Consider the following 26,274-nt stretch of genomic DNA (forward strand, 5'->3'; position numbering starts at 1 on the left):
GCCGGCCGCGGCGAAGCGGCAGACCGGCGCGCGGCGGCGTCAGTGCCGCGACGACACCGTTTCGCCGGCCTTCAGCCGGTACACCGTGCCGCAGTACGGGCACTTGGCTTCACCGGTGCGCGCCACGTCGAGGTAGACCTTCGGGTGGTTGTTCCAGAGCTTCATGTCGGCCTTGGGGCTGGGGCAGAACACGCCGCCTTGATGATTGAGCTCCTTGGCCAGGAGTTCGACGACTGCATTGGTAGACATGGGATTCAGACTTTCGTGAGCCAGTGGGCGTACTTGGGGTTCTTGCCGTTCACGATGTCGAAGAAGGCAGACTGGATTTTTTCGGTGATGGGGCCGCGCGAACCGCCGTCGCCCCGGTTGCCTATCTCGATGCGGTCGAGCTCGCGGATGGGCGTCACTTCGGCGGCGGTGCCGGTGAAGAAGGCCTCGTCGGCGATGTAGACCTCGTCTCGCGTGATGCGCTTTTGCACCAGCTCCAGGCCCAGGTCCTTGCAGATGTGCAGGATGGTGTTGCGCGTGATGCCGTTGAGCGCGCCGGCCGACAGGTCGGGCGTGTAGACCACGCCGCCCTTGACCACGAAGATGTTCTCGCCCGCGCCTTCGGACACGAAGCCGCTCGCGTCGAGCAGCAGCGCCTCGTCGTAGCCGTCGTCCAGCGCTTCCATGTTGGCCAGGATCGAGTTGGTGTAGTTGCTCACTGCCTTGGCCTGCGTCATCGTGATGTTGACGTGGTGGCGGGTGTAGCTCGACGTCTTCACGCGGATGCCGCGGCGCATGCCTTCTTCGCCGAGGTAGGCGCCCCAGGACCAGGCCGCGACCATGGCGTGGATCTTGTTGCCGCGGGGGCTCACGCCGAGCTTTTCGGAGCCGATCCAGATCAGCGGGCGCAGGTAGCAGCTTTCGAGCTTGTTCTCGCGCACCACCTGCTTTTGCGCTTCGTTGAGCTGCTCCTGCGAGAACGGAATCGTCATGCGCAGGATCTTGGCGCTGTTGAACAGCCGCTCGGTGTGCTCGGCCAGGCGGAAGATGGCGGTGCCCTGCGCCGTCTTGTAGGCGCGCACGCCCTCGAAGGCGCCGCACCCGTAGTGCAGCGTGTGGCTCAGCACATGGATCTTGGCGTCGCGCCAGTCCACGAGTTCGCCGTCCATCCAGATCTTGCCGTCACGGTCGTCCAGCGAGGGGGGGATCGAGCTCATTTCCTGATTCCTTTGGAAGCGGTATGGGGTGCGACCGGGGGGAAGTCGCAAAAGCTTTCGATTTTACGGCGGCGCCCGGAACCGGGTGCCCGACAATGGCCGGTTGTGCAAACCAGTGGAAAAAGGGTTTCCGTGTCCGTATTCAAGAACGTCATCGTCTATCGCATCGAACCTGCCTGGTCCCAGACACTGACCGAGGCGGAAGAAGGGCTCGGCAAGCAGCGCTTCGTGCCTTGCGGCCCCTCGCAGGAAAAATCCGCCGGCTGGGTCGAGCCCCGCGGCGAGGCCGGCGGCCCGCTGGTCGAATCCATCGACGGCCAGTGGCTGGTCGAGTACATGATCGAAAGCAAGGCCGTGCCCGGCTCCGTGGTGCGCCGCAAGCTCGACGAGCGCTGCGCGAACATCGAGGCCACCACCGGCCGCAAGCCCGGCAAGAAGGAAAAGAAAGACCTCAAGGAGGACATCACGCTGGAGCTGCTGCCCATGGCCTTCACGCGCAGCGCGCGCGTGACGGTGTGGATCGACAAGGCCGAGAACCGTCTCGTGATCAACAGCGGCAACGCCTCGCGCGCCGACGAAGTGGTCACCAGCCTGGTGAAGTCGCTCGACGGTTTTGCGGTGGCCCTGGTGAACACGCAGATCGAGCCCGCCGCCGCCATGGCCAACTGGCTGCTGACGCAGGAGCCGCCGGCCGGCTTCACCATCGACCGCGAATGCGAGCTCAAGGCCTCGGACGACTCCAAGGCCGTGGTGCGCTACGCCAAGCACCCGCTGGACATCGAGGAAGTGCAAAAGCACATCACCGACGGCAAGCGCCCCACGCGCCTGGCGCTCACCTGGGACGACCGCGTGTCCTTCGAGCTCACGCACGGCATGCTGATCCGCAAGATCACCTTCCTCGAAGGCACGGGCGACGGCGCCTCGGGCGGCAAGAAGGAAGACAACTTCGATGCCGACGTGGCCATTGCCACGGGCGAACTGGGCCAACTGGTGCCCGCACTGCTCGACGCGCTGGGCGGCGAGGCCGCGTTCTCGGCAGCGCCGGCGGACGAAGCACCGAAGCCTGCAGCGAAAGCATCGGCACCCACCACCACGACCCCGGCCGATGCCGCCGAGGAAGAGGAAGACGCGCCGTTCTGATCGAAGGCGTTCAGGCGACCAGATAGGTCTGCGCGAGGCGCACCCAGCATGCCGCGCCCAGCGGCAGCACCCGGTCGTTGAAGTCATACCCGGGGTTGTGCACCATGCAGCCCCCGAACTCGCCCTCCCCGTTGCCGAGCAACAGGTAGCAGCCCGGCAGCGCGGCGAGCATCCAGGCGAAGTCCTCGCTGCCCGCGAAGCCCTTGGGCACCTGCGTGACGACGTTCTCCTCGCCCACCAGCTCGGCGCAGACCTGCGCGGCCAGCTGCGTCTCGGCCGCGGTGTTGACCACCGGCGGCACCAATTGGCGGTAGTCGATCTCGGCCTCCACGCCGTGCGCCTGCGCGGTGAAGCTCACGATCTCGCGGATGCGCTGCTCGACCAGCGCGCGCGTCTCGGGCCGCGCCGCGCGCACGTTCAGTCCCAGCGTCACCGACTGCGGAATCACGTTGTGCGTGGCGCCGCCGCGGATGAAGCCGACGGACACCACCGCCGTGTCGTCGGGCGCCACGTTGCGCGCCACCACGGTCTGCAGCGCCGTCACGATGGCGGCCGCCGCCGCGACAGGATCGCGGGCACGGTGCGGCATGGCACCGTGCCCGCCCACCCCCTTGATCGTGACGTCGGCCACGTCGGACGACAGCGTCACCGGCCCGGCCACGGCCAGCATGGTGCCTACCGGCACGCCGGGCGCGTTGTGCAGCGCGTACACCGCATCGCAGGGAAAGCGCTCGAACAGGCCGTCGGCGATCATCGCGCGCGCGCCGCAGAGGTTCTCTTCATCGGGCTGGAAGATCAGGTTCAGCGTGCCGTCGAAATCGCGCGCCTTCGCCAGTGCCTTGGCCGCCGCCAGCAGGATGGCCGTGTGGCCGTCGTGCCCGCAGGCGTGCATGCGCCCGGGGGTGCGGCTCGCGTACGGCAGGCCGGTGGCCTCGACGATGGGCAGCGCGTCCATGTCGGCGCGGATGCCCAGGCGGCGCGTGCCGTGGCCCACCTTCAGCTGCGCCACGATGCCGGTCTTGCCGATGCCCGTGTGCACCTCGTAGCCCCAGCTGCGCAGCAGGTTGGCGACCAGCTCGCTGGTGGCGCTCACCTCGAAGCCGAGTTCGGGGTTGGCGTGGATCTGTTGGCGGATGTCGACGAAGGCCTGCGTGTCGACGTCGGCCTGGGGCAGCAGGCGGGACAGGAGCTTGGTGGTCTGGGGGCTGAGTTCGCGGGTCATGAAAAAGGTCCGTTTCGAAGGGATGTCAGGCCGCCTTGCGCTCGCGCAGGCTCAGCAGCGCGGCCAGGCTCAACGCGCCGCAAACCACCATGTAGAAAGCCGGCGAGAGCGGGTTGCCGGTCTTGGCGAGCAGCCAGGTCACGATGAATTGCGAGGAGCCGCCGAAGATCGTCACGCCTACGCTGTAGATCACCGAGATGCCGCTGGCGCGCACGCCGGCCGGCAGCATTTCCAGCAGCATCAGGAACATCGGCGTGGTGCCGATGTTCACGCTGGCGGTCAGCAGCGCCGACAGCGCGAGCACCAGGGGCACGCTCGGGTAGTGGCTGATGAGCCAGAACACCGGCACCACCGCGACCACGCTGAACAGCAGCGAGCCAATCACCAGCGGGCGGCGGTTGGGCAGCCGGTCGGCCAGGCGCCCCGCCACCAGCGACACCACGAACAGCGTGACGCCCGTGACGCAGCCCGACAGCAGCGACAGCGACGGCGGCATGTGCAGCACGCGGATCATGTAGGTGGGCATGAAGAACACCACCAGGTACATCGTCGCGGTGCCGGCCGTGGTCGCGAGGATGCCCTTGAGCACCGTGCCGCCGTGCGCGCGCAGCAGGCGGCCGACCGGGCTGGATTCATGGCTGTCCGCGACGTGCGTCTCGTCGAGGTTTGCGCGGATGTAGAGGCCCACCGGCGCGATCAGGAGGCCGAGCAGGAAGGGCAGGCGCCAGCCCCAGCTCTCCAGCGAGGCCTGCGGCAGCGCGGCATACAGCGCGGCGCCCGTGAGCGCGCCCAGCAGCGCCGACACGCCCTGGCTCGCCAGCTGCCAGCTCACGCGAAAGCCCCGGCCCTTCACACCGCCGGCCTCCATCAGCATCGAGGTGGCCGCGCCCACTTCGCCGCCGAGCGAGAAGCCCTGCAGCAGCCGGCCCGCCACGATCATCAGCGAGCCGAACACGCCGGCCGATGCGTAAGTCGGCGCGAAGGCGATGCACAGCGTGCCGAGCACCATGAGTCCGATGGTCAGCGTCATGGCGGCCTTGCGGCCCTTGCGGTCGGCGTAGTTGCCGATGATCACGCCGCCCAGCGGGCGCATCACGAAGCCGATGCCGAAGGTGGCCACGGCCAGCAGCAGCGAGCCGTAGGCGCTGTCGGAGGGGAAGAACAGCTTGCCGATCAGCAGCGCGAAGAAGCTGTAGACGGTGAAGTCGTACATCTCCAGCGCATTGCCGAGCGAGCAGGCCGCGATCAGGCGGAACTGGCTCTGCGGTGCCTTCGCCTTGGCGGCACCGGCAGCGTGGGAGGCGCTGGAAGAAGAACCCAGGATCGGGCTTGCAGGCAATGTGGCTTCGCTCATCTAATGTCTCCACGAACAGGTTTGCGGGGGACCGGCAGGGCCCTTTGCGGCGGAGTATTCAGGCAAAGCACAGCAGCGAAGAATCACAAATTTTCATGCCGATAACCAAACGGAATCCCCGACAGAAAGAGGCCCGCGGCGCCATCGGGAGAACCACCAAGGCGGCGTTTTTGCGCCCCTTTTTCGAGAAAACGGCACCACGATGAAGCTGCAACAGTTGCGCGTTCTGCTGGCCGTGGCACAGCACGGCAGCATCCACGAGGCCTCGCGCAGCCTGCACACCACGCAGCCGGCGCTGTCCAAGACCATCTCGGAGCTGGAGCGCGAACTCGGCGTGACACTGATGTCGCGCTCCACGCGCGGCGTGAGCCTCACGGCCTACGGCGTGGCGCTGGTCAAGCGCGCGAGCCTGGTCGAGCAGGAGCTGCGGCATGCCCTGGAAGACATCGAGGCGATCCGCGGACACGACGAGGCGCAGCTCAACATCGGCTTCACCGCGGTCGCCTCGAGCGGCCCGCTGCCCGACGCGATGGCGTCGTTTCGCCAGCGCTTTCCCAACGTGGCGATGCGCGGCTTCGAACTGCGGCCGCAGCAGATCTTCGAAGGCCTGCGCGAAGGGCGGCTCGACCTGGGCCTGATCTCCACCTGCAACGGGCCGGGCACCAACGCCTTTCAATGGGAGCCGCTGTTCTCGGTGGCCATGCACCTGTCGGTGCGCGCGGGCCATCCGCTGCGGCGCGTGCGCAAGCTGCAGCCGCTGCTGGACGCCGACTGGCTGGTGCTCGACCCGATCGACGACGCGGGCAGCCCGCTGGTCAGCACCATGCAGATGCACGGGCTCGAGATGCCGCGGCGCATGGTGCAGAGCGCATCGAACCTGCTGGGCCTTCAGCTGGCCACGCAGACCGACATGATCAGCATGTGGTCGGACTTCGTGTTCCACGGCGCGGGGCCGCTGCGGCTGCAGCCCGGCCTGCTGGAGAAATTGCCGATCACCGACGCATTGCCGGACTTCGACGTGTTCCTGGTCTACCGCTCGGCCGACCTGATGACGCACGCATGCGCCGAATTCGCGAAAGAGGCGCGGCACCACGCCAAGGCGAACCCGCCCTGGCGGCAGCCCGGGCGCAAGGCGGGTGCGGGCTGATCAGGCCGTGGGGGTTTGGGTTTCGTCTTCGGGCGCGGTTTCGGGCCGCGTCATGGTCCAGCTCTGCAGCTTGCCGCCGCTGAACACGGTGTCGACGTACGAATTGCCGCCGTCGGTCCAGCGGTACAGCTCGGGCTGTTCGTCCTTGGGCGAACGCAGCTCGCCCAGGGCGCGCGTCATCGCGACCACGTGCATGAGCGTGACACCGGGCTTGAGCTTGGCATTGAGCATCACGGCGCTGCCCACGTAGCCCACCGGCCGCTCCGCCGCCCGCTTGAGCACCTGCATCGCGCGGTTGAAGTGCAGCAGCAGGAACATCACGATCGCGCCGGCGGCCAGGGCTACGCCGCCCCATCCGCCGCTGCGCCACGCCAGCCCCAGGAGAAGGATGGCGCCCACGGGCACCAGAAATTTCTTGAAATTCATGGCGCGCATTGTCGCCGCCCGACCGCAGGGCGAACCGGCACCCCGAAGTAGCGGCGCTGACTACCGCCGGGGGCGCCGGGCGGTACCCGGGCCGAAAAGCGCAGGGCCAGGGAGCGCCAGCGGGCACATTTCGCTTCACGGGCATCAGCCCGGGCCACTGAAAAGCGTATGACCATTCCGCGTTCCGTCACCTTCGTTCGCCTCACCCTCGTCGCCGCGCTCGCGGGCACCGCACTCAGCGGCTGCTACGTGGTGCCGCTCGGACAACCCGCTCCCGCGGCACCGCCTTCGCAGGCCTACGCCGTCGCACCGGGCCCGATCGCGCAGACCTTCAACGCGCGGCTGTATCCGTCGAACGCCGAGGCCGCGCGCTACGGCGCCGTCGCCGGCACGGTGACCAACGACATGAACGGCCGCGGCCACTTCAACGCACAGATCGGCGGCGAACAGTTTCAGGGAGAGGCAACCCGGGTCGCAGGCTCGCGGGGCACCGGCGTGGCGAATGCCACCGGCAGCCGCGGCGGCAACCTGAGTTGCCAGTACACGATGAACTCGGCCACGTTGGGCAGCGGCCAATGCGTGCTCAACAGCGGACCGGCGTTCACGATGCACATCGGGGGGTAGGGAGGGTAGGCCCGGCGCGTCACAGGCGCGCCGGGCCGTTTTTTCCCGTCACGATCAATCGAGGCGGCGGACCACGTCCATCGCCTCTTCGATGCGCTCGACGGCATGGATCGTCAGGCCTTCGATTTCCTTCGCGCCCTTTCGGGGCGCGTTGGCCTTGGGAACCACCGCCACGCTGAAGCCCAGCTTGGCGGCCTCGCGCAGGCGCTCCTGGCCGCGCGGCGCCGGGCGCACCTCGCCGGCCAGGCCGACTTCACCGAACGCGATGAAGCCCTTGGGCAGCGGCTTGCCGCGCAGGCTCGAGGTGATGGCCAGCATCACGGCCAGGTCAGCCGCCGGTTCGCTGATGCGCACGCCGCCCACCGCGTTGACGAACACGTCCTGGTCCATGCAGGCCACGCCCGCATGCCGGTGCAGCACGGCCAGCAGCATCGCCAGGCGGTCACGGTCCAGGCCCACCGACAGGCGGCGCGGGCTGGGGCCGCCGTTGTCGACCAGGGCCTGGATTTCCACCAGCATCGGCCGCGTGCCTTCGAGCGTGACCAGCACCACGCTGCCGGGCACCGGCTCGGCGTGCTGGCTCAGGAAGATGGCGCTCGGGTTGGCCACGCCCTTCAGGCCGCGCTCGGTCATGGCGAACACGCCGATCTCGTTGACCGCGCCGAAGCGGTTCTTGATGGCGCGCACCAGGCGGAAGGTCGAATGCGTTTCGCCCTCGAAGTACAGCACCGTGTCGACCATGTGCTCGAGCACGCGCGGGCCGGCCAGCGCGCCTTCTTTCGTGACGTGGCCCACCAGCACCACGGCCGTGCCGCTGGTCTTGGCGAAGCGCGTGAGGTGCGCCGCGCATTCGCGCACCTGCGCCACCGAACCCGGCGCCGAGGTGAGCTGGTCGGAGTACACCGTCTGGATGGAGTCGATCACCGCGATGGCCGGGCGCGTGGCGTCGAGCGTGGCGATGATCTTCTCGAGCTGGATCTCCGCCAGAACCTGCACCTGCGAGTGATCGAGGCCCAGCCGCTTGGACCGCAGCGCCACCTGCGCGCCGCTTTCCTCGCCCGTGACGTACAGCGCGTTCTGCCCCGCGCGCTGCAGCGCGTCGACCGCCTGCAGCAGCAGCGTCGACTTGCCGATGCCCGGGTCGCCGCCGATCAGCGTCACGCCGCCCGACACGATGCCGCCGCCCAGCACGCGGTCGAGTTCGTCGAGCCCCGTGGGCGTGCGCGCGACGTCGGTCGCCTCGATTTCGGAAAGGGTCGACAGCTCCGACGCGCCCGCGAGCGACGCGAACTGCGTGCCGAAGCGGTTGTTGGCCGCGCCGCCGCCGGCGCCTGCGCCCGCCACCTGTTCGACGAGGGTGTTCCAGGCGCCGCAACTCGGGCATTTGCCGAGCCATTTGGGGCTGGTGCCGCCGCATTCACTGCAGACGAAAAGTGTTTTGTCCTTGGCCATGCGACGAGTTTAGGTGTCCGCACAAACCCTGATGCCCGGCGCCTTGGAAAGAAAGGGCCAATCATTTAACATGTTAAGTAATTTCGAGAGAACGCGGAACGAGACAAGCCCTTGAGCACCACATTCACGCACCGCAATTTGCCGCGCCTGCTGCTGCAGGCCCGCGAAGCCGTGATGGCCCACACCCGGCCCAGCCTGCGCGAGCACGCGCTGTCCGACCAGCAATGGCGCGTGCTGCGCGTGCTGGGCGAGCACGGCGCGGTCGACACCGGCCGGGTGGCGCGCGAGGCCTTCATCCTCGGCCCCAGCCTCACCGGGGTGCTCGCGCGCATGGAGCGCGACAACCTCATCACCCGCGGGCGCGATCCGGCCGACCAGCGCCGCACCGTGGTCGCGGCCACGCCGCACGGCATGAAGCTGGTCAAGCGCCTGGGCAGCAGCATCGAGGCGCACTACGACTGGATGGAACAGTCGATGGGCAAGGCCAAGCTCACGCAGCTCTACGGGCTGCTCGACGAACTCATCGCACTGGAGCAACCTTCATGAGCCACAGTCCGCACCCTGCGCATTACCTTCCGGCCGGCACCGTGTACGGCACGCTGCTGAACTTTCGCGCCGAGGTGGAAGCGCTCGCGCCGCAGATGACGCAGCCGCCCTACAAGGCGCCGCCCCAGGCGCCCGTGCTCTACGTGAAGACGGCGAACACCTGGAGCCCGCACGGCAGCGCCATCACCGTGCCCGCGGCCGTGCCCGAGGTGGAAGTCGGCGCGAGCATCGGCATGGTGGTCGGCGCCGAGGGCGACGTCGAAGGCTTCGTGCTGCTGAACGACCTGTCGATTCCCCACGCGAGCTTCTTCCGTCCGCCGGTGAAGTTCAAGTGCGTCGACGGCTTCCTGGGCGTGGGGCCGGCGCTGCGCGACGCACAGGACGTCGCGGACCCGGCGGCCTTCCGCCTCGAGGTGCGCATCAACGGCGAACTGAAGCAGTCCATCGACTTCTCGCAGCTCGTGCGGCCCGCGCGGCAACTGCTGGCCGACGTCGGCGAGTTCATGACGCTCGCGCACGGCGACGTGCTGATGCTGGGCTGCGGCCCCGGCCGCCCGCTGGCCCGTGCCGGCGACCGCATCGACATCTCCGCGCCGGGGTTCGAGACCTTGAGCCACACGCTGGTGAAGGAAGCCGCATGAAGCACGCACGCGTCATCTACGAAGGCCGCGAACACACCGGCACCGCCCACGAATTCGACGGCCAGGCCGATGCGGCCGTGCGCCTGGACGACGGCCGCGTCGTCCCGCAGGCGCAGCTCACCTGGCTGCCGCCGCTCGTGCCCACGGCGCGCCCGCGCACCATCCTCGCGCTGGGCCTGAACTACGCCGACCATGCCAAGGAACTCGAATTCAAGGCACCCGAGGAACCGCTGGTGTTCGTCAAGGGCCAGAGCGCGCTCATCGGCCACCGCCAGCGCACGCACCGCCCGGCCGGCGTGAAGTTCATGCACTACGAATGCGAGCTTGCCATCGTGGTCGGCAAGACCGCGAAAAATGTGAAGCGCGACGACGCCTGCGACTTCATCGGCGGCTACACGGTGGCCAACGACTACGCCATTCGCGACTACCTGGAGAACTGGTACCGCCCCAACCTGCGCGTGAAGAACCGCGACACGTGCACGCCGCTGGGCCCGTGGTTCGTCGATGCGGCCGATGTGCCCGACCCTATGGCGCTCGCGCTCAGCACCACCGTCAACGGCACCGTCACGCAGCAGGGCAACACGCGCGACATGATCTTCGACGCGCCCTTCCTCATCGAATACTTCAGCCGCTTCATGACGCTGTCGCCGGGCGACCTGATCCTCACCGGCACGCCCGACGGCGTGGTCGATTGCCAGCCGGGCGACGTGGTCGTCACCGAGATCGAGCGCATCGGCGCGCTCATCAACACCATCGAGACCCTTCAAGGACAAGCATGAGAGTCGATCACCTGATCAACGGCAAGCGCGTTGCCGGCACCGATTACTTCGAAACGGTGAACCCCGCCACGCAGGAGGTGCTGGCCGAGGTCGCCTCGGGCGGCGAAGCCGAAGTCAACGCCGCCGTGGCCGCAGCGAAGGAAGCCTTCCCCAAGTGGGCCGGCATGCCCGCGCCCGAACGCGCCAAGCTGATCCGCAAGCTCGGCGACCTGATCGCAGCGCACGTGCCCGAGATCGCGCAGACCGAGACCAACGACTGCGGCCAGGTCATCGCGCAGACCGGCAAGCAGCTGATTCCGCGCGCGGCCGACAACTTCTACTACTTCGCCGAGATGTGCACGCGGGTGGACGGCCACACCTACCCCACGCCCACGCACCTGAACTACACGCTGTTCCACCCAGTGGGCGTGTGCGCGCTCATCAGCCCGTGGAACGTGCCCTTCATGACGGCCACCTGGAAGGTCGCGCCCTGCCTGGCCTTCGGCAACACCGCGGTGCTGAAGATGAGCGAGCTGTCGCCGCTCACGGCCGCGCGCCTGGGCGAGCTGGCGCTCGAAGCGGGCATTCCGCCCGGCGTGCTGAACCTGGTGCACGGCTACGGCAAGGAAGCCGGCGAGCCGCTGGTCGGCCACCCCGACGTGCGCGCGATTTCGTTCACCGGCTCCACCGCCACGGGCAACCGCATCGTGAAGAGCGCGGGCCTGAAGAAGTTCAGCATGGAGCTGGGCGGCAAGAGCCCGTTCGTGATCTTCGACGACGCCGACCTCGACCGCGCGCTCGACGCGGCCGTGTTCATGATCTTCAGCAACAACGGCGAGCGCTGCACGGCGGGCTCGCGCATCCTGGTGCAGCAGTCGATCTACGCGGACTTCGCGGCCAGGTTCGCGGAACGCGCCCAACGCATCACCGTGGGCGACCCGCTCGACGAGAAGACCATCGTCGGCCCGATGATCTCGCAGGCGCACCTGGCCAAGGTGCGCAGCTACATCGAGCTGGGCCCGAAGGAAGGCGCAACGATCCTGTGCGGCGGGCTCGAAGGCCCGAGCAACCTCCCCGACCGCGTTCAGCGCGGCAACTACGTGATGCCCACCGTCTTCGCCGACGTCGACAACCGCATGAAGATCGCGCAGGACGAGATCTTCGGTCCGGTCGCCTGCCTGATTCCGTTCAAGGACGAGGCCGACGCCATCCGCCTGGCCAACGACATCCCCTACGGCCTGAGCAGCTACGTGTGGACCGAGAACATCGGCAAGGCGCACCGCGTGGCCGCGGCCGTGGAGGCCGGCATGTGCTTCGTCAACAGCCAGAACGTGCGTGACCTGCGCCAGCCTTTCGGCGGCACCAAGGCCTCGGGCACGGGCCGCGAAGGCGGCACCTGGAGCTACGAGGTGTTCTGCGAACCGAAGAACATCGCGGTGTCCATGGGCTCGCACCACATCCCTCACTGGGGCGTGGCGTGAGCACCCGACGCCGCACGTTGTTGCAAGGCGCGGCCGCATTCGCTGCACTGCCTGCGCTCGCGCGTGCACAGGGCACCTGGCCCGCCAGGCCGATCCGCGTGATCGTGCCCTTCACGCCTGGCGGCACCACCGACTTCGTGGCACGCCTCGTGGGCGTCGAACTGTCGAAGGCGCTGGGCCAGCCGGTGATCGTCGACAACAAGCCAGGCGCCGGCACGGTGATCGGCGTCGATGCCGCCGCCAAGGCCACGCCCGATGGCTACACCTTCGTCTGCGTGGCCAACAGCTTCACGGCCAACCAGACATTGATCCGCAAGCTGCCCTACGACACGCAGAAAGACCTGCGCCCCGTCGCGCTCATGGGCATGTCGGAGCACGTGCTCGCCACGCACCCGGGCAGCGGCCTGAAGACGCTGGCCGACCTGCGCAACCAGGCCAAGGCGAAGCCGGGCACGCTGAGCTTCGCCTCCTTCGGCAACGGCACCTCGGCCCACCTGTCGGGCGAGATGCTCAAGCTGCAGATGGGCCTGGACATCGTGCACGTGCCCTACAAGGGCCAGGGCCCGGCGCTCACCGACCTGCTCGGCGGGCAGGTGACGATGATGTTCGGCAACTGGCCCGAGTTCCGCAGCCACATCGACAACGGCAAACTGATTGCGCTGGGCATGGCGACCGCGCAGCGCTCGCTGTACGCACCGAACATTCCCACACTGGCCGAACAGGGCGTGCCCATCGAGTCCAATTCGTGGAACGGCCTGCTGGCGCCCGCCGGCACGCCCGATGCCGTCGTGCAGCGCATGAACGCCGAGGTGAACCGCGCGCTCGCGGGGCCCGTGGTGACCGAGGCCTTCCACAAGGGCGGCATCGCGTCGCTGTCGGGCACGCCCGAGCGCTTCGCGGCCTTCATCCAGAGCGAGATCGCGAAGTACGGCGACGTCATTCGCAAAGCCAACATCCAGGTGGAGGGCTGACCGGTGAGCCTCTATGCGATGCAGAAGTTCTTGTTCGCGCTCAACCGCGAGCCCGAGGTGCAACGCCGCTATGCCGAAGGCGGCGATGCACGCGCGGCTTTGCTGGGCGCCTATGACCTGAACGACGAAGAGCGCGAAGCCATCAGCACCGGTGACATCGGCAAGCTCTACGTTCTCGGATGCAACGGCCAGTTGCTGATGCACTTCGCGCCGCTGCTGGGCATTGCATGGGCTGACTACCTGGAAGCCATGCGCGAAGGCGTGCGCAAGTACGGCCCCGTGCGTGCCGGCATCTACGCCATGACAACCGGCACAGACGAAAGGGTGGCAGGCGTATGAGCCTTGTATTCGCAGGCGTGTGCAGCCACGCCCCCGGCATCACCGGCCGCGCGCATCTGGCCGACCCGGCGGTGAAGGACGAGTTCCACGCGCAGTTCCACCGCTTCGGCGAAGCGATGCGCGCGACGAAGCCCGACGCGGTGATCGTCATCGCGGCCGAGCACTTCGCGAACTTCTTCATGAACAACATGCCGGCCTACGCCATCGGCATGGCCGACAGCTACGAAGGTCCAATCGAAGACCCGAAGTGGCTCGGCATCGCGAAGACCACCGTGCCCGGCGACGCCGCGCTGTCGCAGCGCCTGATCCGCGAGGTAATGCAGACGGTGGACGTGGCCTACGCGGAAGAATGGAGGTTCGACCACGGCATCATGGTGCCGCTGAACTTCTTGACGCCGAAGTTCGACACCAAGGTCATCCCCGTCAACATCAATTGCCAGGGCCCGCCGCTCACGCCGCTGCACCGCGCCTGGGCCTTCGGCGAGGCGCTGCGGCGCGCCTGCGACAAGGCGCCCGAGCGCATCGCGCTGGTGGGCACCGGCGGCATCTCGCACTGGCCGGCCACGCCGGATTCAGGCAAGGTCAACGCCGCGTGGGACGCCGAGTTCATGCGCCGCTGGTGCGCCAACGACCGTGAGGCGCTGCTCTCGCAGGACGACTACAACGACGAGGCCACCTACCGCGAGGCGGGCCAGGGCGGCTTCGAGATCCGCACCTTCCTCAGCGTGGCCGCGGCCGCGCGCGGCAAGGGCGAGATCCTGCACATGAAGGCCATTCCGATCTTCGCGGTGACCTGCACCGCGGCGACGATGGCCATCGAATGAACCGGAGATACGCATGCCCCACCTGGTGATCCTCTACACGCCGAACATCGAGGCCGAGACCGACATGTCGGCGCTGTGCCGCACGCTGGCCGACACCATGCTCGCGCAGCGCGACGAGGCCGGCAAGCCGGTGTTTCCCATCGGCGGCACGCGCGTGCTGGCCTACCCGGCCGCGCACCACGCGGTGGCCGACGGCAAGGCCGACTACGCCTTCGTGTACCTCAACATCCGCATGGCCGCGGGCCGCTCCGAGGCGGTGAAGAAGAAGGCCGGCGACGAGTTGCTGGCCGACGTGCGCGCGCATTTCGCGCCCATCTTCGAGCAGCGCCCCATCGGCATCACGCTGCAGATCGACGAAAGCCCGGGGCAGGTGTACGACGGCAAGCACAGCAACCTGCATCCCCTGTTCAACAAGACCTGAGCGAAGGCCTCCATGCTCTCTTCCGACACCATTGCCAAGCTGGCCGCCGAGCTGCACGACAGCGAGAAGTCGCGCGTGCAGGTCGAGCATTTCTCCAAGCGCTTTCCCGAGATGACCGTCGAGGACGGCTACGCTATCTCGCGCGAATGGGTGAAGACCAAGATCGCCGAAGGCCGGGTCGTCAAGGGCCACAAGATCGGCCTCACTTCGCGCGCCATGCAGCAGGCCAGCCAGATCACCGAGCCCGACTACGGCACGCTGCTGGACGACATGTTCTTCGAGCAGGGCGGCGACATTCCGTTCAAGCGCTTCATCGCACCGCGCATCGAGGTGGAGCTGGCCTTCGTGCTCGGCAAGAAGCTGCAGGGCCCGAACGTGACCATCTTCGACGTGCTCGCCGCCACCGACTACGTGGTGCCCGCCATCGAGATCATCGACGCGCGCATCGAGCAGTTCGACCGCCACACCAAGGCCATGCGCAAGGTATTCGACACCATCGCCGACAACGCGGCCAACGCCGGCATCGTGATGGGCGGGCGGCCCGTGAAGCCCGATGCGGTCGACCTGCGCTGGGTGAGCGCGCTGCTCTACAAGAACGGCGTGATCGAAGAATCGGGCGTGGCCGCGGCCGTGCTCAACCATCCGGCCACCGGCGTGGCGTGGCTTGCGAACAAACTCGCGCCGTGGGACGAATGCCTGGAAGCCGGCGAGGTGGTGCTGGGCGGCTCGTTCACGCGCCCCACCACCGCGGTGCCGGGCGACACTTTCCATGCCGACTACGGCCCGCTGGGCGCCATCTCGTTCCGCTTGGCATGAAGCTCGCCCCCAGGCTCCGCGCACTTCGTGTCGCTTCTCCTTCCCCCTACCGGGGACAACACCTGAGGCCCGGCGAAGCCGGTTCCTCGGTGTTCCACGAATGAAGACATCACCCTTCTATTTCCCGGACTGAACATGCAAACACCGCTCAACACCTTCAAGCAGGCCCTTCAATCGGGCAAGCCCCAGATCGGCCTGTGGGTCGGCCTGGCCGACGGCTACGCGGCCGAGATCCTGGCCGGTATCGGCTACGACTGGCTGCTGGTCGACGGCGAGCACGCGCCCAACGACGTGCGCTCGGTGCTCGCGCAGCTGCAGGCCATTTCCAGTGCATGGTCGGCGCAGCCCGAAGCCGAGCGCTCGCACCCCGTGGTGCGCATTCCGGTCGGCGACACCACGCTGATCAAGCAGTACCTGGACATCGGCGCGCAGACGCTGCTGGTGCCCATGGTCGACACGGCCGAGCAGGCCGCGCGGCTGGTGCAGGGCATGCGCTACCCGCCCGAGGGCATCCGCGGCATGGGCAGCGCGCTGGCGCGTGCGTCACGCTGGCAGGCCTACCCGAACTACCTGCACGAGGCCAATGCGCAAACCTGCCTGCTGGTGCAGGCCGAGACGGTGGAAGCCATGAAGAACATCGACGCCATCGCGGCCACGCCCGGCGTGGACGGCGTGTTCATCGGCCCGGCCGACCTGTCGGCATCGATGGGCTTCGTGGGCCAGCCCAACCACCCCGAGGTGCAGGCGGTGATTGCGGACGCCATCGCGCGCATCCTCAAGGCCGGCAAGGCGCCGGGCATCCTGTCGACCACCGAGGAACAGGCGCGCAAGTGGCTCGCGGCCGGCGCGCTGTTCGTGGCGGTGGGGGTGGACACCATCGTGCTGGCGGCGGCGGCGAAGCAGCTGCTGGCCAAGTACAAGGCCGCGCCGGGCGCGGCCGCGCCCAGCGGCTACTGAATTCACTTCACACCGGAGCAGCCCTCATGCAACGCACGACCTTCACGGCCATCGCCGCCGCAGCCACCCTGTGCCTCGCCGCCTGCGCCCCCATGGGCACCGGCAAGCCGCAAGGCGCCACCGCCCAGCAGGAAGCCAATCGCCAGACGGTGCTCGCCTTCTACGAAAAAGGCCTGAACCAGAAGGACGCCGACGCGGCCCTGCAGTACGTGGGCAACCGCTACGTGCAGCACAACCCCACGGCGGCCGACGGCCCCGAGGGCTTTCGCAAGTTCGTGGGCTTCCTGCGCGAGAAGTTTCCGAAGTCGCGCGGCGACATCAAGCGCAGCTTCGTCGACGGCGACTACGTGATCCTGCATGTCAATGCGGTGCGCGAGCCGGGCACCCGCGGCAGCGCGATCGTCGACATCTTCAAGCTGGAGAACGGCAAGATCGTCGAACACTGGGACGTGGTGCAGCCCGTGCCCGAAACGGCCGCGAACAACAACACGATGTTCTGACCCTCCCGCACCGACGCATTCCCGCCAGCCGACGCCAGCCCGATGACCACACCCACCGACCCCTCCAAGCGCTTTCGCTCCGCCACCATCCGCGAGGGCACGATCCGCGCGACCACGCGCAGCTTCCTGCATGCGCTGGGCCAGGACGACGAGGACATCGCACGCCCGCACATCGGCGTGTTCCACACCGGCGGCGAGATGAGCCCGTGCAACCTCAACCTGCGCGAGCAGGCGCAGCACGCCAAGACCGGCATCTACGCCGGTGGCGGCACGCCGCACGAATGCCCGGTGGTGTCGGTGAGCGACGGGCTCACCATGGCGCACTCGGGCATGCGCTTCTCGCTGATTTCGCGCGAGCTGATCGCCGACAGCGTGGAGGCCTCCACGCGCGGCCACCAGTGGGACGGCATCTTCGCCATCGGCGCGTGCGACAAGAACCTGCCCGGGCTGATGATGGGCATGGTGCGCTGCAACGTGCCCAGCGTGTTCGTGCACGGCGGCTCCGCGCTGCCGGGCCAGATGCCCGGGCCGGACGGGCGCGACCTGAACGTGGTCGACACCTACGAGACCATCGGCAAGGTGCTGGCCGGCACGGCCACGCACGACGAGCTCGACGCCATGAGCCGCGCCTGCCTGCCCACGGCCGGCGCGTGCGCGGGACAGTTCACCGCCAACACCATGGGCATGGTGTCCGAGGCGCTGGGCCTGGCGCCCATCGGCTCGAGCATGGTGCCCGCGGTGTTCAGCGAGCGCGCACCGCTGATGCGCCGCGCCGCGAAGACGCTGATGAAGGCGGTGATGGGCGACAGCCCGCTGCCGCGCGACATCGTCACGCGCAAGGCGCTGGAGAACGCCTGCGCCGTGGTGTCGGCCACGGGCGGCTCGACCAACGCCGCGCTGCACCTGCCGGCCATCGCGCACGAGGCGGGCATCCGGTTCCACCTGGACGACGTGGCAGAGATCTTCGCGCGCACCCCGCTCATCGCCGACCTGCGCCCGGGCGGCCAGTACCTGGCGCGCGACGTGTTCTACATCGGCGGGGCGGGGGTCATCCTGCGCACGCTGCTGGAGCAGGGCTTCCTGCACGGCGACGCGCTCACCTTCACCGGCCGCACCATGGCCGAGGAACTGGCCGGCGCGCTGGCGCCCGACGGCCGCGTGGTGCGCGAGGCCGGCAACCCGATCTCGCGCGACGGCGGGCTGGCCGTGCTCAAGGGCAATCTGTGCCCCGACGGTGCTTTGCTGAAGACGGCGGGCCTCAAGGGCCTGGTATTCCGCGGCCCGGCGCGCGTCTTCGACTCGGAAGAGCAGGCACAGGCCGCCGTGCAGAACCGCCGCTACGAGCCGGGCGACGTGATCGTGATCCGCAACGAGGGCCCCAAGGGCAGCCCCGGCATGCGCGAGATGCTGGGCATCACCGCCCTGCTCTACGGCCAGGGCATGGGCGACAAGGTGGCGTTGCTGACGGACGGGCGCTTCTCCGGCGCCACGCGCGGCCTGTGCATCGGCTACGCGGGGCCGGAGGCGGCCGACGGCGGGCCGATTGCCGCCTTGCGCGACGGCGACGTGATCGCCATCGACGCGCGCGCGGAAGCACGCACCATTTCGGTGGAATTGACGGCAGAAGAAATCGCGTCGCGCCTGGCCGAACGTGAGGTAAACGCGGGGGCGCCAAAGGGCGGTTTGTTGGAAAAATACGCGCTCACCGTGCGCCCTGCCCATCAGGGCGCCGTGACCCACTCGGGCGCGGTCACCTGGCTGCGCGACGAGTCGTGACCTTTCACAACAACGTCCCGGAGCGAGACCCATCATGACTTTCACCCGCCGCCAGATCCTGCAGACCACCAGTGCCTCGGCCTTGATGGCCAGCCTTGGCCAGAACGTCTTCGCGCAAGCGATGAACATCGAGACCGCCACCATCGTCACCGGCTTCGCGGCCGGCGGCACGTCGGACACCACCTGCCGGCGCCTGGCGCTGAAACTCAGCGGCGAGTACGCCAAGACCGCCGTGGTCGAGAACCGCACCGGCGCGGGCGGCCAGATCGCCGTGAGCTACGTGAAGGGCCGCCCCGCCGACGGCAGCACCATCCTGCAGACGCCGACCTCGATCCTCACGATCTACCCGCACATCTACAAGAAGCTGCCTTACGACCCGATGGTCGACATCACGCCCGTCAGCCTGGCCTGCATCTTCGACTTCGGCTTTGCCGTGGGCCCGGCCGTGCCGGCCAGCGTGAAGACGGTGCCCGAGTTCCTGGCCTGGGCCAAGGCCAACCCGGCCGGCGCCAACTTCGGCTCGCCGGCCGCAGGCTCCACGCCGCATTTCATCGGCGCGCTGCTGGGCAAGAAGGGCGACGTCGAACTCAAGCACGCCGCCTACCGCGGCACGCAGCCGGCCATGCTCGACCTGCTGGGCAGCAACGTCTCGGCGGTGTCGGGACCCATCGGCGACATCACGCAGCACCTGCAGTCGGGCAAGGTGCGCATCCTGGGCGTGTCCGGTGCCAAGCGCAGCCGCTTCGCGCCCGACGTGCCCACCTTCGGCGAACAGGGCCTGAAGGACATGGCGCACAGCGAATGGTTCGCCTTCTTCCTGCCGGCCAAGGCTTCGCCCGAACTGGTGGCCAAGCTGAACACGGCCATGAAGAACGCGCTGGCGCAGAAGGACGTGATCGACGGCCTGGGCACCTTCGGCCTGGAGGCGATGTCTTCCACGCCCGCCGAGCTGACCGCGCTGCTGAAGAAAGACACCGCCAAGTGGGCGCCGATCGTCAAAGAGGTCGGCTTCACCGCGGAAGGTTAACCCCATGAAGGAACTGCCATGAACACACTCGCCACGCCAGCGCCGTCCGCGCTGGTCCACCCTTCGATCCATCCCGACGAGCGCGCCGCGCGCGAGGAGCTCGCGGCCTGCTACCGCGTGTTCGCGATGCTGGGCTGGGTCGAGATGATCTACAACCACATCACGGTGCGGTTGCCCGACAGCGTGACGGGTGGCGAGAAGCAGTTCCTCATCAACCCCTTCGGCCTGCACTACAGCGAGGTGACGGCCAGCAACCTGGTGAAGATCGACCTGCAGGGCAAGGTGCTCGACGGTTCGACGCACAAGGTGAACCCGGCCGGCTTCGTGGTGCACGCGGCCATTCACGACGGGCTGCCCGGCGCGCATTGCGTGATGCACACGCACACCACCGCCGGCGTGGCCGTGGCCTGCCTGCAGGGCGGCCTGCAGCAGACCAACTTCTATACCGCGCAGCTGCACGGCATGGTGGCGTACCACGACTTCGAGGGCATCACCATCCACGCCGACGAGGGCCCACGGCTGCTCAAGAGCATCGGCGAGCGCAACGCCGTCATCCTGCGCAACCACGGCCTGCTGGCCTGGGGCCAGACGCTGCCGCAGACCTTCGCCATCCTGTGGACGCTGCAGCGCGCCTGCGAAATTCAAATGGCCACCTTCTCGATGGGTCCCGCCATTCCGGTGAGCGAAGAGATCGCGCAGCGCTGCACGCGCGACGCGCTGCAGTTCAGCCCCGAGCACGGCGCGGGGCAGGACGTGTTCAATGCGCTGGTCCGCCAGGTGGACCGCATCGACCCTTCCTACCGCAACTGAACCCGGAAACCTCATGAAGATTTGCATTTACGGCGCCGGCGCCATCGGCGGATGGATCGGCGCCGGCCTCGCGCAGGCGGGCCAACGGCTCAACGTGGTGGCGCGCGGCGCCACGCTGGAAGCGCTGCAGCGCGACGGCCTCTCCCTGATGCGCGGCGACGTGCGCACGCGCGTGCCCATCAACGCGGTGGCCGACCCGGCGGAACTCGGGGTGCAGGACCTGGTGGTCATCGCCGTGAAGGCGCCCGCGCTGGCCGGCGTGGCCGAGCGCATCGGACCGCTGATCGGTGCCGACACGATCGTGCTGGTGGCCATGAACGGCGTGCCGTGGTGGTTCCTCGAAGGCGGCTTCGGCGGCGCGATCACCGGGCACCGCCTCGCCGCGGTGGACCCCGAAGGCGCCATTGCCAAGGCCATTCCGTCGCGCAACGTGATCGGCTGCGTGGTGCACGCGAGCTGCTCGCTCGACGGGCCGGGTGTGGTGCGGCACCACTTCGGCAACGGACTGATCGTGGGCGAGCCATCGGGCGAGGCCACGCCGCGCGTGCAGAAGCTTGTCGAGCTGCTCAAGAGCACCGGCATCGACACCACGCTGTCGCCGCAGATCCAGAAGGACGTCTGGTTCAAGCTGTGGGGCAACATGACGGTGAACCCGATCAGCGCACTCACCGGCTGCACCACCGACCTGATCATGGGCGACGACTACGTGCGCGGCTTCATCTCGGCGGTGATGCTGGAGGCCAAGGAAATCGGCCGGCGCATCGGCATCGAGATCACGCAGAGCCCCGAAGACCGGCACGCCATCACGATGAAGCTCGGGGCGTTCAAGACCTCGATGCTGCAGGACGTGGAGGCGGGGCGCTCGGTGGAGCTCGATGCGCTGGTGACGGTGGTGCGCGAGCTGGGCGAGCTGACCGGCGTGGCCACGCCGTTCACCGATGCGCTGCTGGGGCTGGCCCGGCTGCGCACGCGGCAGCTCGGGCTGTACTGATCCGCCGGGCGCCCCGGCGCCCGCTTACCAGCGCTTTTCAGGCGTGGCGGCCAGCGTCTCGGTGCAGGCGGCGACGGCCTTCGTGCGTTCCTCGCGCAGCCGCTGCCAGTTGTCGGCCTGCCATTGCGCCCACGCGACGGGTTCCGACTGGTAGAAGCAGGTGGCCGGCGGGCGCATGAAGCCCGGGCGGCCCAGCTCGGCGCCGAACTTCAGGCGGAACAGCTCGTCCGACCCCGTCAGGTTTTCATAGACCAGGTGCCACGCGCCCGGCAGCAGCGGCGTGTCGGCTTCCGCCTGGACCTTGCCCGCTTCCGCGATCTCCTCGGGTGTGGAGCCGTCCGTCAGGGCGGTGGCGTGCGCGGCTTCGGCGCGCTTGCGGTAGATGTCGGTGGCGACCTTGCCGAGCGCCTCGTTCAGCTCGGCCATGGCCGGGTTGACGCCCAGCGGGTCGTCCTTGAGGGCGTCGAGCGTGTCACCGCCCAGGTCGTCCTTCGAGAAGCTTTGCACGGCCGCGCCACGCGTCAGCACCGCGAACGCGACATTCAGTGCAATCTGCCCTGCCACATTGTTGACGGTGTTCTCGCGGCGGACCACGCGAAGCATTTCGATGCCGGGCTTGTATTGGCCACGGTTGAAACGCAGCCGGGTCTGCGGCGCGGCGGGCGCCTCCGGGGGCGCCGCAGTTGCTGCGGCAGGTGCGGCCGCAGCGGGTGCTGCGGCGGGGTCCGTGGCCGGAGCAGCGGTACTTGCCGGCAACGGTTCCGATGCCGCGCCTCCCTCTGTCTGCGCCCGCGCCTGCGCCGAGAAGCCGGCGACAGCCAGCGCGATGCCGCATGCATGCCATGCGGCGTTTGTATGTTTTTTCGGTTTCATGTGAGCAGTTATTTCCTCCGGCGCGGATTGTCTCCGCCCGGAAGCCACCGCCCGACACCCCGCGCGCCTACAAATTCACGGAGCGCGCGTTTCGCCGACTGTCGTTCAGGCCAGCGCGCGCCGGATGGCCCCTACGGCCCGCAAGGTGCGCGCCGTCGCGATGGCATCGATCGGCTGGTTCTGCGACGACAGCTTGGCAACGACCAGTTCGCTGCGCGGGTCGACGAACAGGTGCTGCCCGTGGATGCCCATGGCGAACAGCATGCCGGGCGCGTCGTCGACCACGTACCAGCCGCTGCGGTAGCGCATCTTCATGCCCGCGAAGCCGGCCGCGAACTCGCCCTGGTTCCAGGCCTCGGCGTCGCCGCCATGCCACATGTCGTCGATCCAGCCGGCGGGCACCACGGCGCGGCCGTCGGCGGCGCGGCCCTGCTGCAACACGAGCCAGCCCACGCGCGCAAGGTCGAGCGCGGTGGCGCACAGGCCGCCGGTGCAGCGGGCGGCGCCCTTGGCGTCGACGGTGATGTACGCCGGGTCTTCGGCGCCCATGGGGGCCCACAGGCGCTCGCTGGCCAGCGTGGCGAAGGGCTGCCCGGCCACGCGCTCCATGACGAGCCCCAGCAGGTCGGTGTTGGCCGAGGTGTACTTGAACGGACCGCCGTGCGGCGCGTGGGTGGCGGTGGTCGTCTCGAAGAAGGTGCGCAGGTCCGACGGCGCCTCCCCCTGGGGCACCGGGTCCCAGCCGGTGGCGGCGCGGTAGGCCTCGGCGGCCTGCGCGTCCATGACGACGCCGGTGCGCATGTCGAGCAGCTGCCGCACGGTGGCGCCCAGGAAGGCCGTGCGCGCCAGCGCGGGAACGATGGCCGACACGGGTGCATCGACGTCGAGCAGGCCCGCACCATGCAGCACGCCGGCCACGAGGCCGACCACCGACTTGGTCGCCGACATGAGGATGTGCGGCGTGTGCGCCGCCATGCCGGCGTCGTAGGACTCATGCACCACGCGGCCCTTGTGCATCACCACGAGGGCGTCGGTGCGGGTGAGCTGCTGGAACTCCGCGAGGTCGAGCGCGGCGATGTCGGTCGGAAAAGGCGCGGCGCGGGCCGGGTCGTTGGCGATGTCGGCCACGGGGATGAGGTCGCGCACATGCTGGAAGGCCCAGGTGCTGTGGGGCCGGGTGCGCCAGTTGGTGTGGTCCGCGTGGTCCGCGTGGTCCGCGTGGCCTGCGCGGTCCGCGGCGGCGGGGTTTGCTTCGGGGGATTGATCCATGCCCCAAGTCTAGGGAGACCGGACAGGCGGGTCCATGCGCGAGGCCACCGAATTCCTTGCCGATCGTTCGGCTTCGGCGCGCCGCAGCAGGTCCGACGCCTCCTGGGCGTTGAGCCTGTCGAGCCTGGCGGCCCAGGCCTCGAAGTGGTCCAGCTCGCCGAGTGCGGCGTCCAGCACCAGCACGTTGCGCCACTGCGCGGTGCCGCCGAGGCACCAGGCGTCGTTGGCGGCCACGGCGTTTCTCGCGGCCGCCATGTCCGCGAAGCGCTCGAAGAACGGCAGCGCCATGCCGCGGATCGCGGCGACCATCTCCGGCACCAGCGTGGCGTCGGGCGTCTTGCCGGTGTGAACGTTCCACGAGACCCGGCCCGGGCCGGACGCCGGCAAGCCCTTCATGGACGCGCGGTTCAGCGAGTACTGCGAGATGTGAGGCCCGACGGCCTGCAGCCCGAGCTGCTTCGCCACGGCCCTGGCCGCCGTGAAGCTGCGGCCGAAGTGAAAGGCGATGGCGATGAAGGGCGCGCCGCGCATCGCGCCGCCCAGCGTGATGACGTTGTCGCCGGTGCCGGTGGGCGCGCGGAGTTCGAGCGCGGACTTGTAGAAGCGGTAGTCGGGCCCGAGCGCCGTGGCCAGTTCGGCCCCCAACGCCTGCAGGTATTTCTTCGCGTCGCTCGACATGCGGTGCCGTGCGCGCTCAGTGCGTCTTCAGCAGCACCCGCACCGCCTCGGGCAGCGAGTCGACCTGCGGCATGAAGTGGTCGAGCAGCGCGCCCAGGGCCACCGCGCAGACCACCGCGCCCAGCAGCGGCTTCCAGGTGAGCCGCACGGCCGCCATGAGCCAGCCCTCGCGCGCCACGCGCACCGCAGCGCGCGCCGACACGTACGAGAAGGCGACCTCGACGGCCACGGCCAGCAGCGCGTCCCAGCTGAAGTACAGCAGCACCAGCGAGCCCGCGCCGAGCACCACGGCCGTGCAGATCAGGAAGATGGCGACCACCGGTACCACGATGACGGCGCCCTCGTCGGACGCGCCGGCCACGTCGAGCGCGCCGCTGGCCACGTCGGACAGGCCGCTGCCGCCGCCGCCACTGCCGCCGCCTTCGCCGACGCTCGCGTGGCTGTGCGAGCCCCCGCCTGCGCTGCGCCCGCCGCCGAAATCCAGGTCGGGCGCGTCGATGTCGGGATTGAACTCGCGCCCCTCGACCAGCCGCTTCGCCCACCAGCGCAGCACCAGCAGGTAGCCCAGGTACCCCACGCCCAGCGTGAGGAAGTAGCGCACTGCCAGCGAGTCGACGTGCAGCAGGTGCATCTGCAGCGCCGACACGCACCACATCAGCAGCAGCGTGAAGCTGCCAATCAGGATGCCGTGCGTGCGCAGGCTGTGGTCGCGGTGCAGGTCGCGTTCGACCTGCGTCTCCCAAAGGCGCACGGAGCGCCAGTTGGACAGGACCTTCATTCGCCCTGGGCGCGGCCGGGTTCCGCGAACGGCACGCGCTGCGCCACTGCACACATGAGCTCGTAGCCGACGGTGCCCGCAGCGCGCGCCACGTCGTCGATCGGCAGCACCGTGCCGGTCTTCGCGGATTGGCCCCACAGGATGACCTCGCTGCCGAACTTCGCGCCGGGCACGTCGGTGAGGTCGACGGTGATCATGTCCATGCTCACGCGCCCGACCATGCGGGTGCGCACGCCGTTCACCAGCACCGGCGTGCCGGTGCCGCAGTGGCGCGGGTAGCCATCGGCATAGCCGACCGCGGCAACGCCGATGGTGAGCGGGCCCTCGGCCGTGAAGTTGGAGCCGTAGCCGATGGTGTCGCCGGCCTTCAGCGTCTGCACCGAGATCAGCTGGGTCGCCAGCGTCATGGTCGGCTGCAGCTGCCAGTGCGCCGCGTCGTGCTCGGGGAAGTCGGGCGCGCTGCCGTACAGCACGATGCCGGGGCGTACCCAGTCGCCGCGCGTCAGCTCGGGGTGACGCAGGGTGGCGGCGCTGTTGGCGATGGAGCGTTCGCCCGGCAGGTCGCGCGTGACGCGCTCGAAGGCCTCGAGCTGGTGGGCGATGCCGCGGGCGCCGTCGGCGTCGCTGAAATGGGTCATCAGCGAAATCTCGTCGACCTGCGTCAGCGCATTCAGGCGGGTCCAGGCGGAGCCGAAGCGCTCGGGCGTGAAGCCCAGGCGGTTCATGCCGGAGTTCATCTTCAGGAACACACGCTGCGGCTTCAAGGTCTTGTGGGCGGCGAGCATGTCGATCTGCTCGTCGCAGTGCACGGTGTGCCACAGGTCCAGCCGCGAGCACAGCTCCAGGTCGCGCGCGTCGAACACGCCTTCCAGCAGCAGCACCGGGCCGCGCCAGCCGAGGGCGCGCACGCGTTCGGCCTCGGCCAGGTCGAGCAGCGCGAAGCCGTCGGCACCGCGCAAGCCCTCATAGACCCGCTCGATGCCATGGCCATAGGCGTTGGCTTTGACCACCGCCCAGACCCGGGCGTCGAGGGCCGAGCGGCGTGCCCGCTCGAGGTTGTGACGCAGCGCGTCGGTGTTGACGGTGGCAAGAATGGGGCGCGGCATAGGGGCTCTGCGGGGGCTGGAGGAAAATGCAGACCACGTTTTAGCACCTTCGGGAATGGGGTCGAACACCGTGGGGATGCCTAATTTGGCGCCGCACCCCCATGCTATAACCGCCCATTCGCCCACAACGCGACACTTTTTC

29 protein-coding genes are annotated in these 26,274 nt (G+C 68.7%); 18 read left to right on the forward strand and 11 right to left on the reverse strand.

Translation table 11 applies throughout. From position 1 onward, the window contains the following. Positions 1-39 precede the first annotated feature (39 nt). A complete protein-coding gene (locus tag AC0IYU_RS05480; RefSeq protein ID WP_093127844.1) occupies positions 40-249 on the reverse strand; it encodes a zinc-finger domain-containing protein in 210 nt (69 codons plus the stop codon). 5 nt (positions 250-254) lie between these two features. Then, positions 255-1,205 (reverse strand): branched-chain amino acid transaminase, encoded by a 951-nt coding sequence (locus tag AC0IYU_RS05485; RefSeq protein WP_472114003.1) that lies wholly within the window; start codon positions 1,203-1,205, stop codon positions 255-257. 132 nt (positions 1,206-1,337) lie between these two features. Between AC0IYU_RS05485 and AC0IYU_RS05490 the strand changes: the two genes are divergently transcribed. Beyond that, positions 1,338-2,345, forward strand: coding sequence for a recombination-associated protein RdgC (locus tag AC0IYU_RS05490; RefSeq protein ID WP_472114006.1), 1,008 nt, complete (start codon positions 1,338-1,340; stop codon positions 2,343-2,345). A 10-nt stretch (positions 2,346-2,355) separates the two neighbouring features. Here the strand turns inward: AC0IYU_RS05490 and AC0IYU_RS05495 are convergent, their stop codons facing one another. Together AC0IYU_RS05495 and AC0IYU_RS05500 are read right to left on the reverse strand one after the other, a co-directional pair. Continuing rightward, positions 2,356-3,567 (reverse strand): M20 aminoacylase family protein, encoded by a 1,212-nt coding sequence (locus AC0IYU_RS05495; RefSeq protein ID WP_472114009.1) that lies wholly within the window; start codon positions 3,565-3,567, stop codon positions 2,356-2,358. Between the two features lie 25 nt (positions 3,568-3,592). Next, positions 3,593-4,921, reverse strand: coding sequence for an MFS transporter (locus AC0IYU_RS05500; RefSeq protein ID WP_472114011.1), 1,329 nt, complete (start codon positions 4,919-4,921; stop codon positions 3,593-3,595). Between the two features lie 202 nt (positions 4,922-5,123). On the opposite strand from AC0IYU_RS05500, the gene AC0IYU_RS05505 reads away from it, so the two are divergent. Beyond that, the gene (locus AC0IYU_RS05505; RefSeq protein ID WP_435438784.1) at positions 5,124-6,068 is read left to right on the forward strand and encodes a LysR family transcriptional regulator; all 945 of its coding nucleotides are present in this window, start codon (positions 5,124-5,126) and stop codon (positions 6,066-6,068) included. Here AC0IYU_RS05505 and AC0IYU_RS05510 read toward each other — a convergent pair whose 3' ends face one another. Next, complete coding sequence (locus tag AC0IYU_RS05510) at positions 6,069-6,503, reverse strand: glycerate kinase (RefSeq protein ID WP_472114013.1); 435 nt, start codon at positions 6,501-6,503, stop codon at positions 6,069-6,071. A gap of 159 nt (positions 6,504-6,662) precedes the next feature. On the opposite strand from AC0IYU_RS05510, the gene AC0IYU_RS05515 reads away from it, so the two are divergent. After that, on the forward strand, positions 6,663-7,118 hold the full coding sequence (locus AC0IYU_RS05515; protein ID WP_435438782.1) for a hypothetical protein: 456 nt from the start codon (positions 6,663-6,665) through the stop codon (positions 7,116-7,118). A 54-nt stretch (positions 7,119-7,172) separates the two neighbouring features. Here the strand turns inward: AC0IYU_RS05515 and radA are convergent, their stop codons facing one another. Further along, the gene (radA, locus tag AC0IYU_RS05520) at positions 7,173-8,570 is read right to left on the reverse strand and encodes a DNA repair protein RadA (RefSeq protein ID WP_472114015.1); all 1,398 of its coding nucleotides are present in this window, start codon (positions 8,568-8,570) and stop codon (positions 7,173-7,175) included. A 111-nt stretch (positions 8,571-8,681) separates the two neighbouring features. On the opposite strand from radA, the gene hpaR reads away from it, so the two are divergent. The 15 genes from hpaR (at position 8,682) to AC0IYU_RS05595 (ending at position 21,428) form a co-directional block, all read left to right on the forward strand. Continuing rightward, entirely contained in the window at positions 8,682-9,116 is a 435-nt protein-coding gene (gene hpaR / locus AC0IYU_RS05525) for a homoprotocatechuate degradation operon regulator HpaR (protein ID WP_435438780.1), read from the forward strand. Beyond that, positions 9,113-9,757, forward strand: coding sequence for a fumarylacetoacetate hydrolase family protein (locus AC0IYU_RS05530; protein ID WP_472114017.1), 645 nt, complete (start codon positions 9,113-9,115; stop codon positions 9,755-9,757). Before hpaR ends, AC0IYU_RS05530 begins: the two co-directional genes overlap by 4 nt. Beyond that, entirely contained in the window at positions 9,754-10,536 is a 783-nt protein-coding gene (locus AC0IYU_RS05535; protein ID WP_472114019.1) for a fumarylacetoacetate hydrolase family protein, read from the forward strand. The genes AC0IYU_RS05530 and AC0IYU_RS05535 overlap by 4 nt, the downstream gene beginning before the upstream one ends. Beyond that, on the forward strand, positions 10,533-11,996 hold the full coding sequence (gene hpaE, locus AC0IYU_RS05540; protein WP_472114021.1) for a 5-carboxymethyl-2-hydroxymuconate semialdehyde dehydrogenase: 1,464 nt from the start codon (positions 10,533-10,535) through the stop codon (positions 11,994-11,996). The genes AC0IYU_RS05535 and hpaE overlap by 4 nt, the downstream gene beginning before the upstream one ends. Continuing rightward, positions 11,993-12,967: a tripartite tricarboxylate transporter substrate binding protein gene (locus AC0IYU_RS05545; protein WP_472114023.1), complete on the forward strand. Its 975-nt coding sequence runs from the start codon at positions 11,993-11,995 to the stop codon at positions 12,965-12,967. Before hpaE ends, AC0IYU_RS05545 begins: the two co-directional genes overlap by 4 nt. 3 nt (positions 12,968-12,970) lie before the next feature. Beyond that, positions 12,971-13,306: an aromatic ring-opening dioxygenase subunit LigA gene (locus AC0IYU_RS05550; RefSeq protein ID WP_472114025.1), complete on the forward strand. Its 336-nt coding sequence runs from the start codon at positions 12,971-12,973 to the stop codon at positions 13,304-13,306. Then, positions 13,303-14,130: a DODA-type extradiol aromatic ring-opening family dioxygenase gene (locus tag AC0IYU_RS05555; RefSeq protein ID WP_435487268.1), complete on the forward strand. Its 828-nt coding sequence runs from the start codon at positions 13,303-13,305 to the stop codon at positions 14,128-14,130. Before AC0IYU_RS05550 ends, AC0IYU_RS05555 begins: the two co-directional genes overlap by 4 nt. A 13-nt stretch (positions 14,131-14,143) precedes the next feature. Beyond that, positions 14,144-14,551 carry a 5-carboxymethyl-2-hydroxymuconate Delta-isomerase gene (locus AC0IYU_RS05560; protein ID WP_435487269.1) on the forward strand — a complete coding sequence of 136 codons (408 nt, stop codon included), beginning with the start codon at positions 14,144-14,146 and terminating at the stop codon, positions 14,549-14,551. Positions 14,552-14,563: 12 nt separating this feature from the next. Further along, the gene (gene hpaH, locus AC0IYU_RS05565) at positions 14,564-15,367 is read left to right on the forward strand and encodes a 2-oxo-hept-4-ene-1,7-dioate hydratase (protein WP_472114027.1); all 804 of its coding nucleotides are present in this window, start codon (positions 14,564-14,566) and stop codon (positions 15,365-15,367) included. A gap of 135 nt (positions 15,368-15,502) precedes the next feature. Beyond that, positions 15,503-16,324 carry a 4-hydroxy-2-oxoheptanedioate aldolase gene (hpaI, locus tag AC0IYU_RS05570; RefSeq protein ID WP_472114029.1) on the forward strand — a complete coding sequence of 274 codons (822 nt, stop codon included), beginning with the start codon at positions 15,503-15,505 and terminating at the stop codon, positions 16,322-16,324. A gap of 26 nt (positions 16,325-16,350) precedes the next feature. Continuing rightward, positions 16,351-16,824 carry a nuclear transport factor 2 family protein gene (locus AC0IYU_RS05575; protein WP_472114031.1) on the forward strand — a complete coding sequence of 158 codons (474 nt, stop codon included), beginning with the start codon at positions 16,351-16,353 and terminating at the stop codon, positions 16,822-16,824. Positions 16,825-16,866: 42 nt separating this feature from the next. Continuing rightward, positions 16,867-18,600, forward strand: a complete 1,734-nt coding sequence (gene ilvD, locus AC0IYU_RS05580; protein WP_472114033.1) for a dihydroxy-acid dehydratase — start codon at positions 16,867-16,869, stop codon at positions 18,598-18,600. A 34-nt stretch (positions 18,601-18,634) separates the two neighbouring features. After that, complete coding sequence (locus AC0IYU_RS05585; RefSeq protein ID WP_435438768.1) at positions 18,635-19,627, forward strand: Bug family tripartite tricarboxylate transporter substrate binding protein; 993 nt, start codon at positions 18,635-18,637, stop codon at positions 19,625-19,627. Between the two features lie 18 nt (positions 19,628-19,645). Next, entirely contained in the window at positions 19,646-20,437 is a 792-nt protein-coding gene (locus tag AC0IYU_RS05590; RefSeq protein WP_435494443.1) for a class II aldolase/adducin family protein, read from the forward strand. Between the two features lie 13 nt (positions 20,438-20,450). Further along, complete coding sequence (locus tag AC0IYU_RS05595; protein WP_472114035.1) at positions 20,451-21,428, forward strand: 2-dehydropantoate 2-reductase; 978 nt, start codon at positions 20,451-20,453, stop codon at positions 21,426-21,428. Positions 21,429-21,452: 24 nt separating this feature from the next. Here the strand turns inward: AC0IYU_RS05595 and AC0IYU_RS05600 are convergent, their stop codons facing one another. From AC0IYU_RS05600 to alr, 5 genes are all read right to left on the reverse strand, one after another. Beyond that, positions 21,453-22,301, reverse strand: a complete 849-nt coding sequence (locus AC0IYU_RS05600; RefSeq protein WP_472114037.1) for a hypothetical protein — start codon at positions 22,299-22,301, stop codon at positions 21,453-21,455. A gap of 105 nt (positions 22,302-22,406) precedes the next feature. Next, on the reverse strand, positions 22,407-23,570 hold the full coding sequence (locus tag AC0IYU_RS05605) for a serine hydrolase domain-containing protein (protein ID WP_472114040.1): 1,164 nt from the start codon (positions 23,568-23,570) through the stop codon (positions 22,407-22,409). A gap of 9 nt (positions 23,571-23,579) precedes the next feature. Next, on the reverse strand, positions 23,580-24,248 hold the full coding sequence (locus AC0IYU_RS05610; protein ID WP_472114043.1) for a hypothetical protein: 669 nt from the start codon (positions 24,246-24,248) through the stop codon (positions 23,580-23,582). A gap of 16 nt (positions 24,249-24,264) precedes the next feature. Next, positions 24,265-25,026: a hypothetical protein gene (locus AC0IYU_RS05615; RefSeq protein ID WP_472114046.1), complete on the reverse strand. Its 762-nt coding sequence runs from the start codon at positions 25,024-25,026 to the stop codon at positions 24,265-24,267. After that, a complete protein-coding gene (gene alr, locus AC0IYU_RS05620) occupies positions 25,023-26,132 on the reverse strand; it encodes an alanine racemase (RefSeq protein ID WP_472114048.1) in 1,110 nt (369 codons plus the stop codon). The genes AC0IYU_RS05615 and alr overlap by 4 nt, the downstream gene beginning before the upstream one ends. Positions 26,133-26,274: the final 142 nt, after the last annotated feature.

This window comes from Variovorax sp. AC103 (assembly GCF_979254005.1).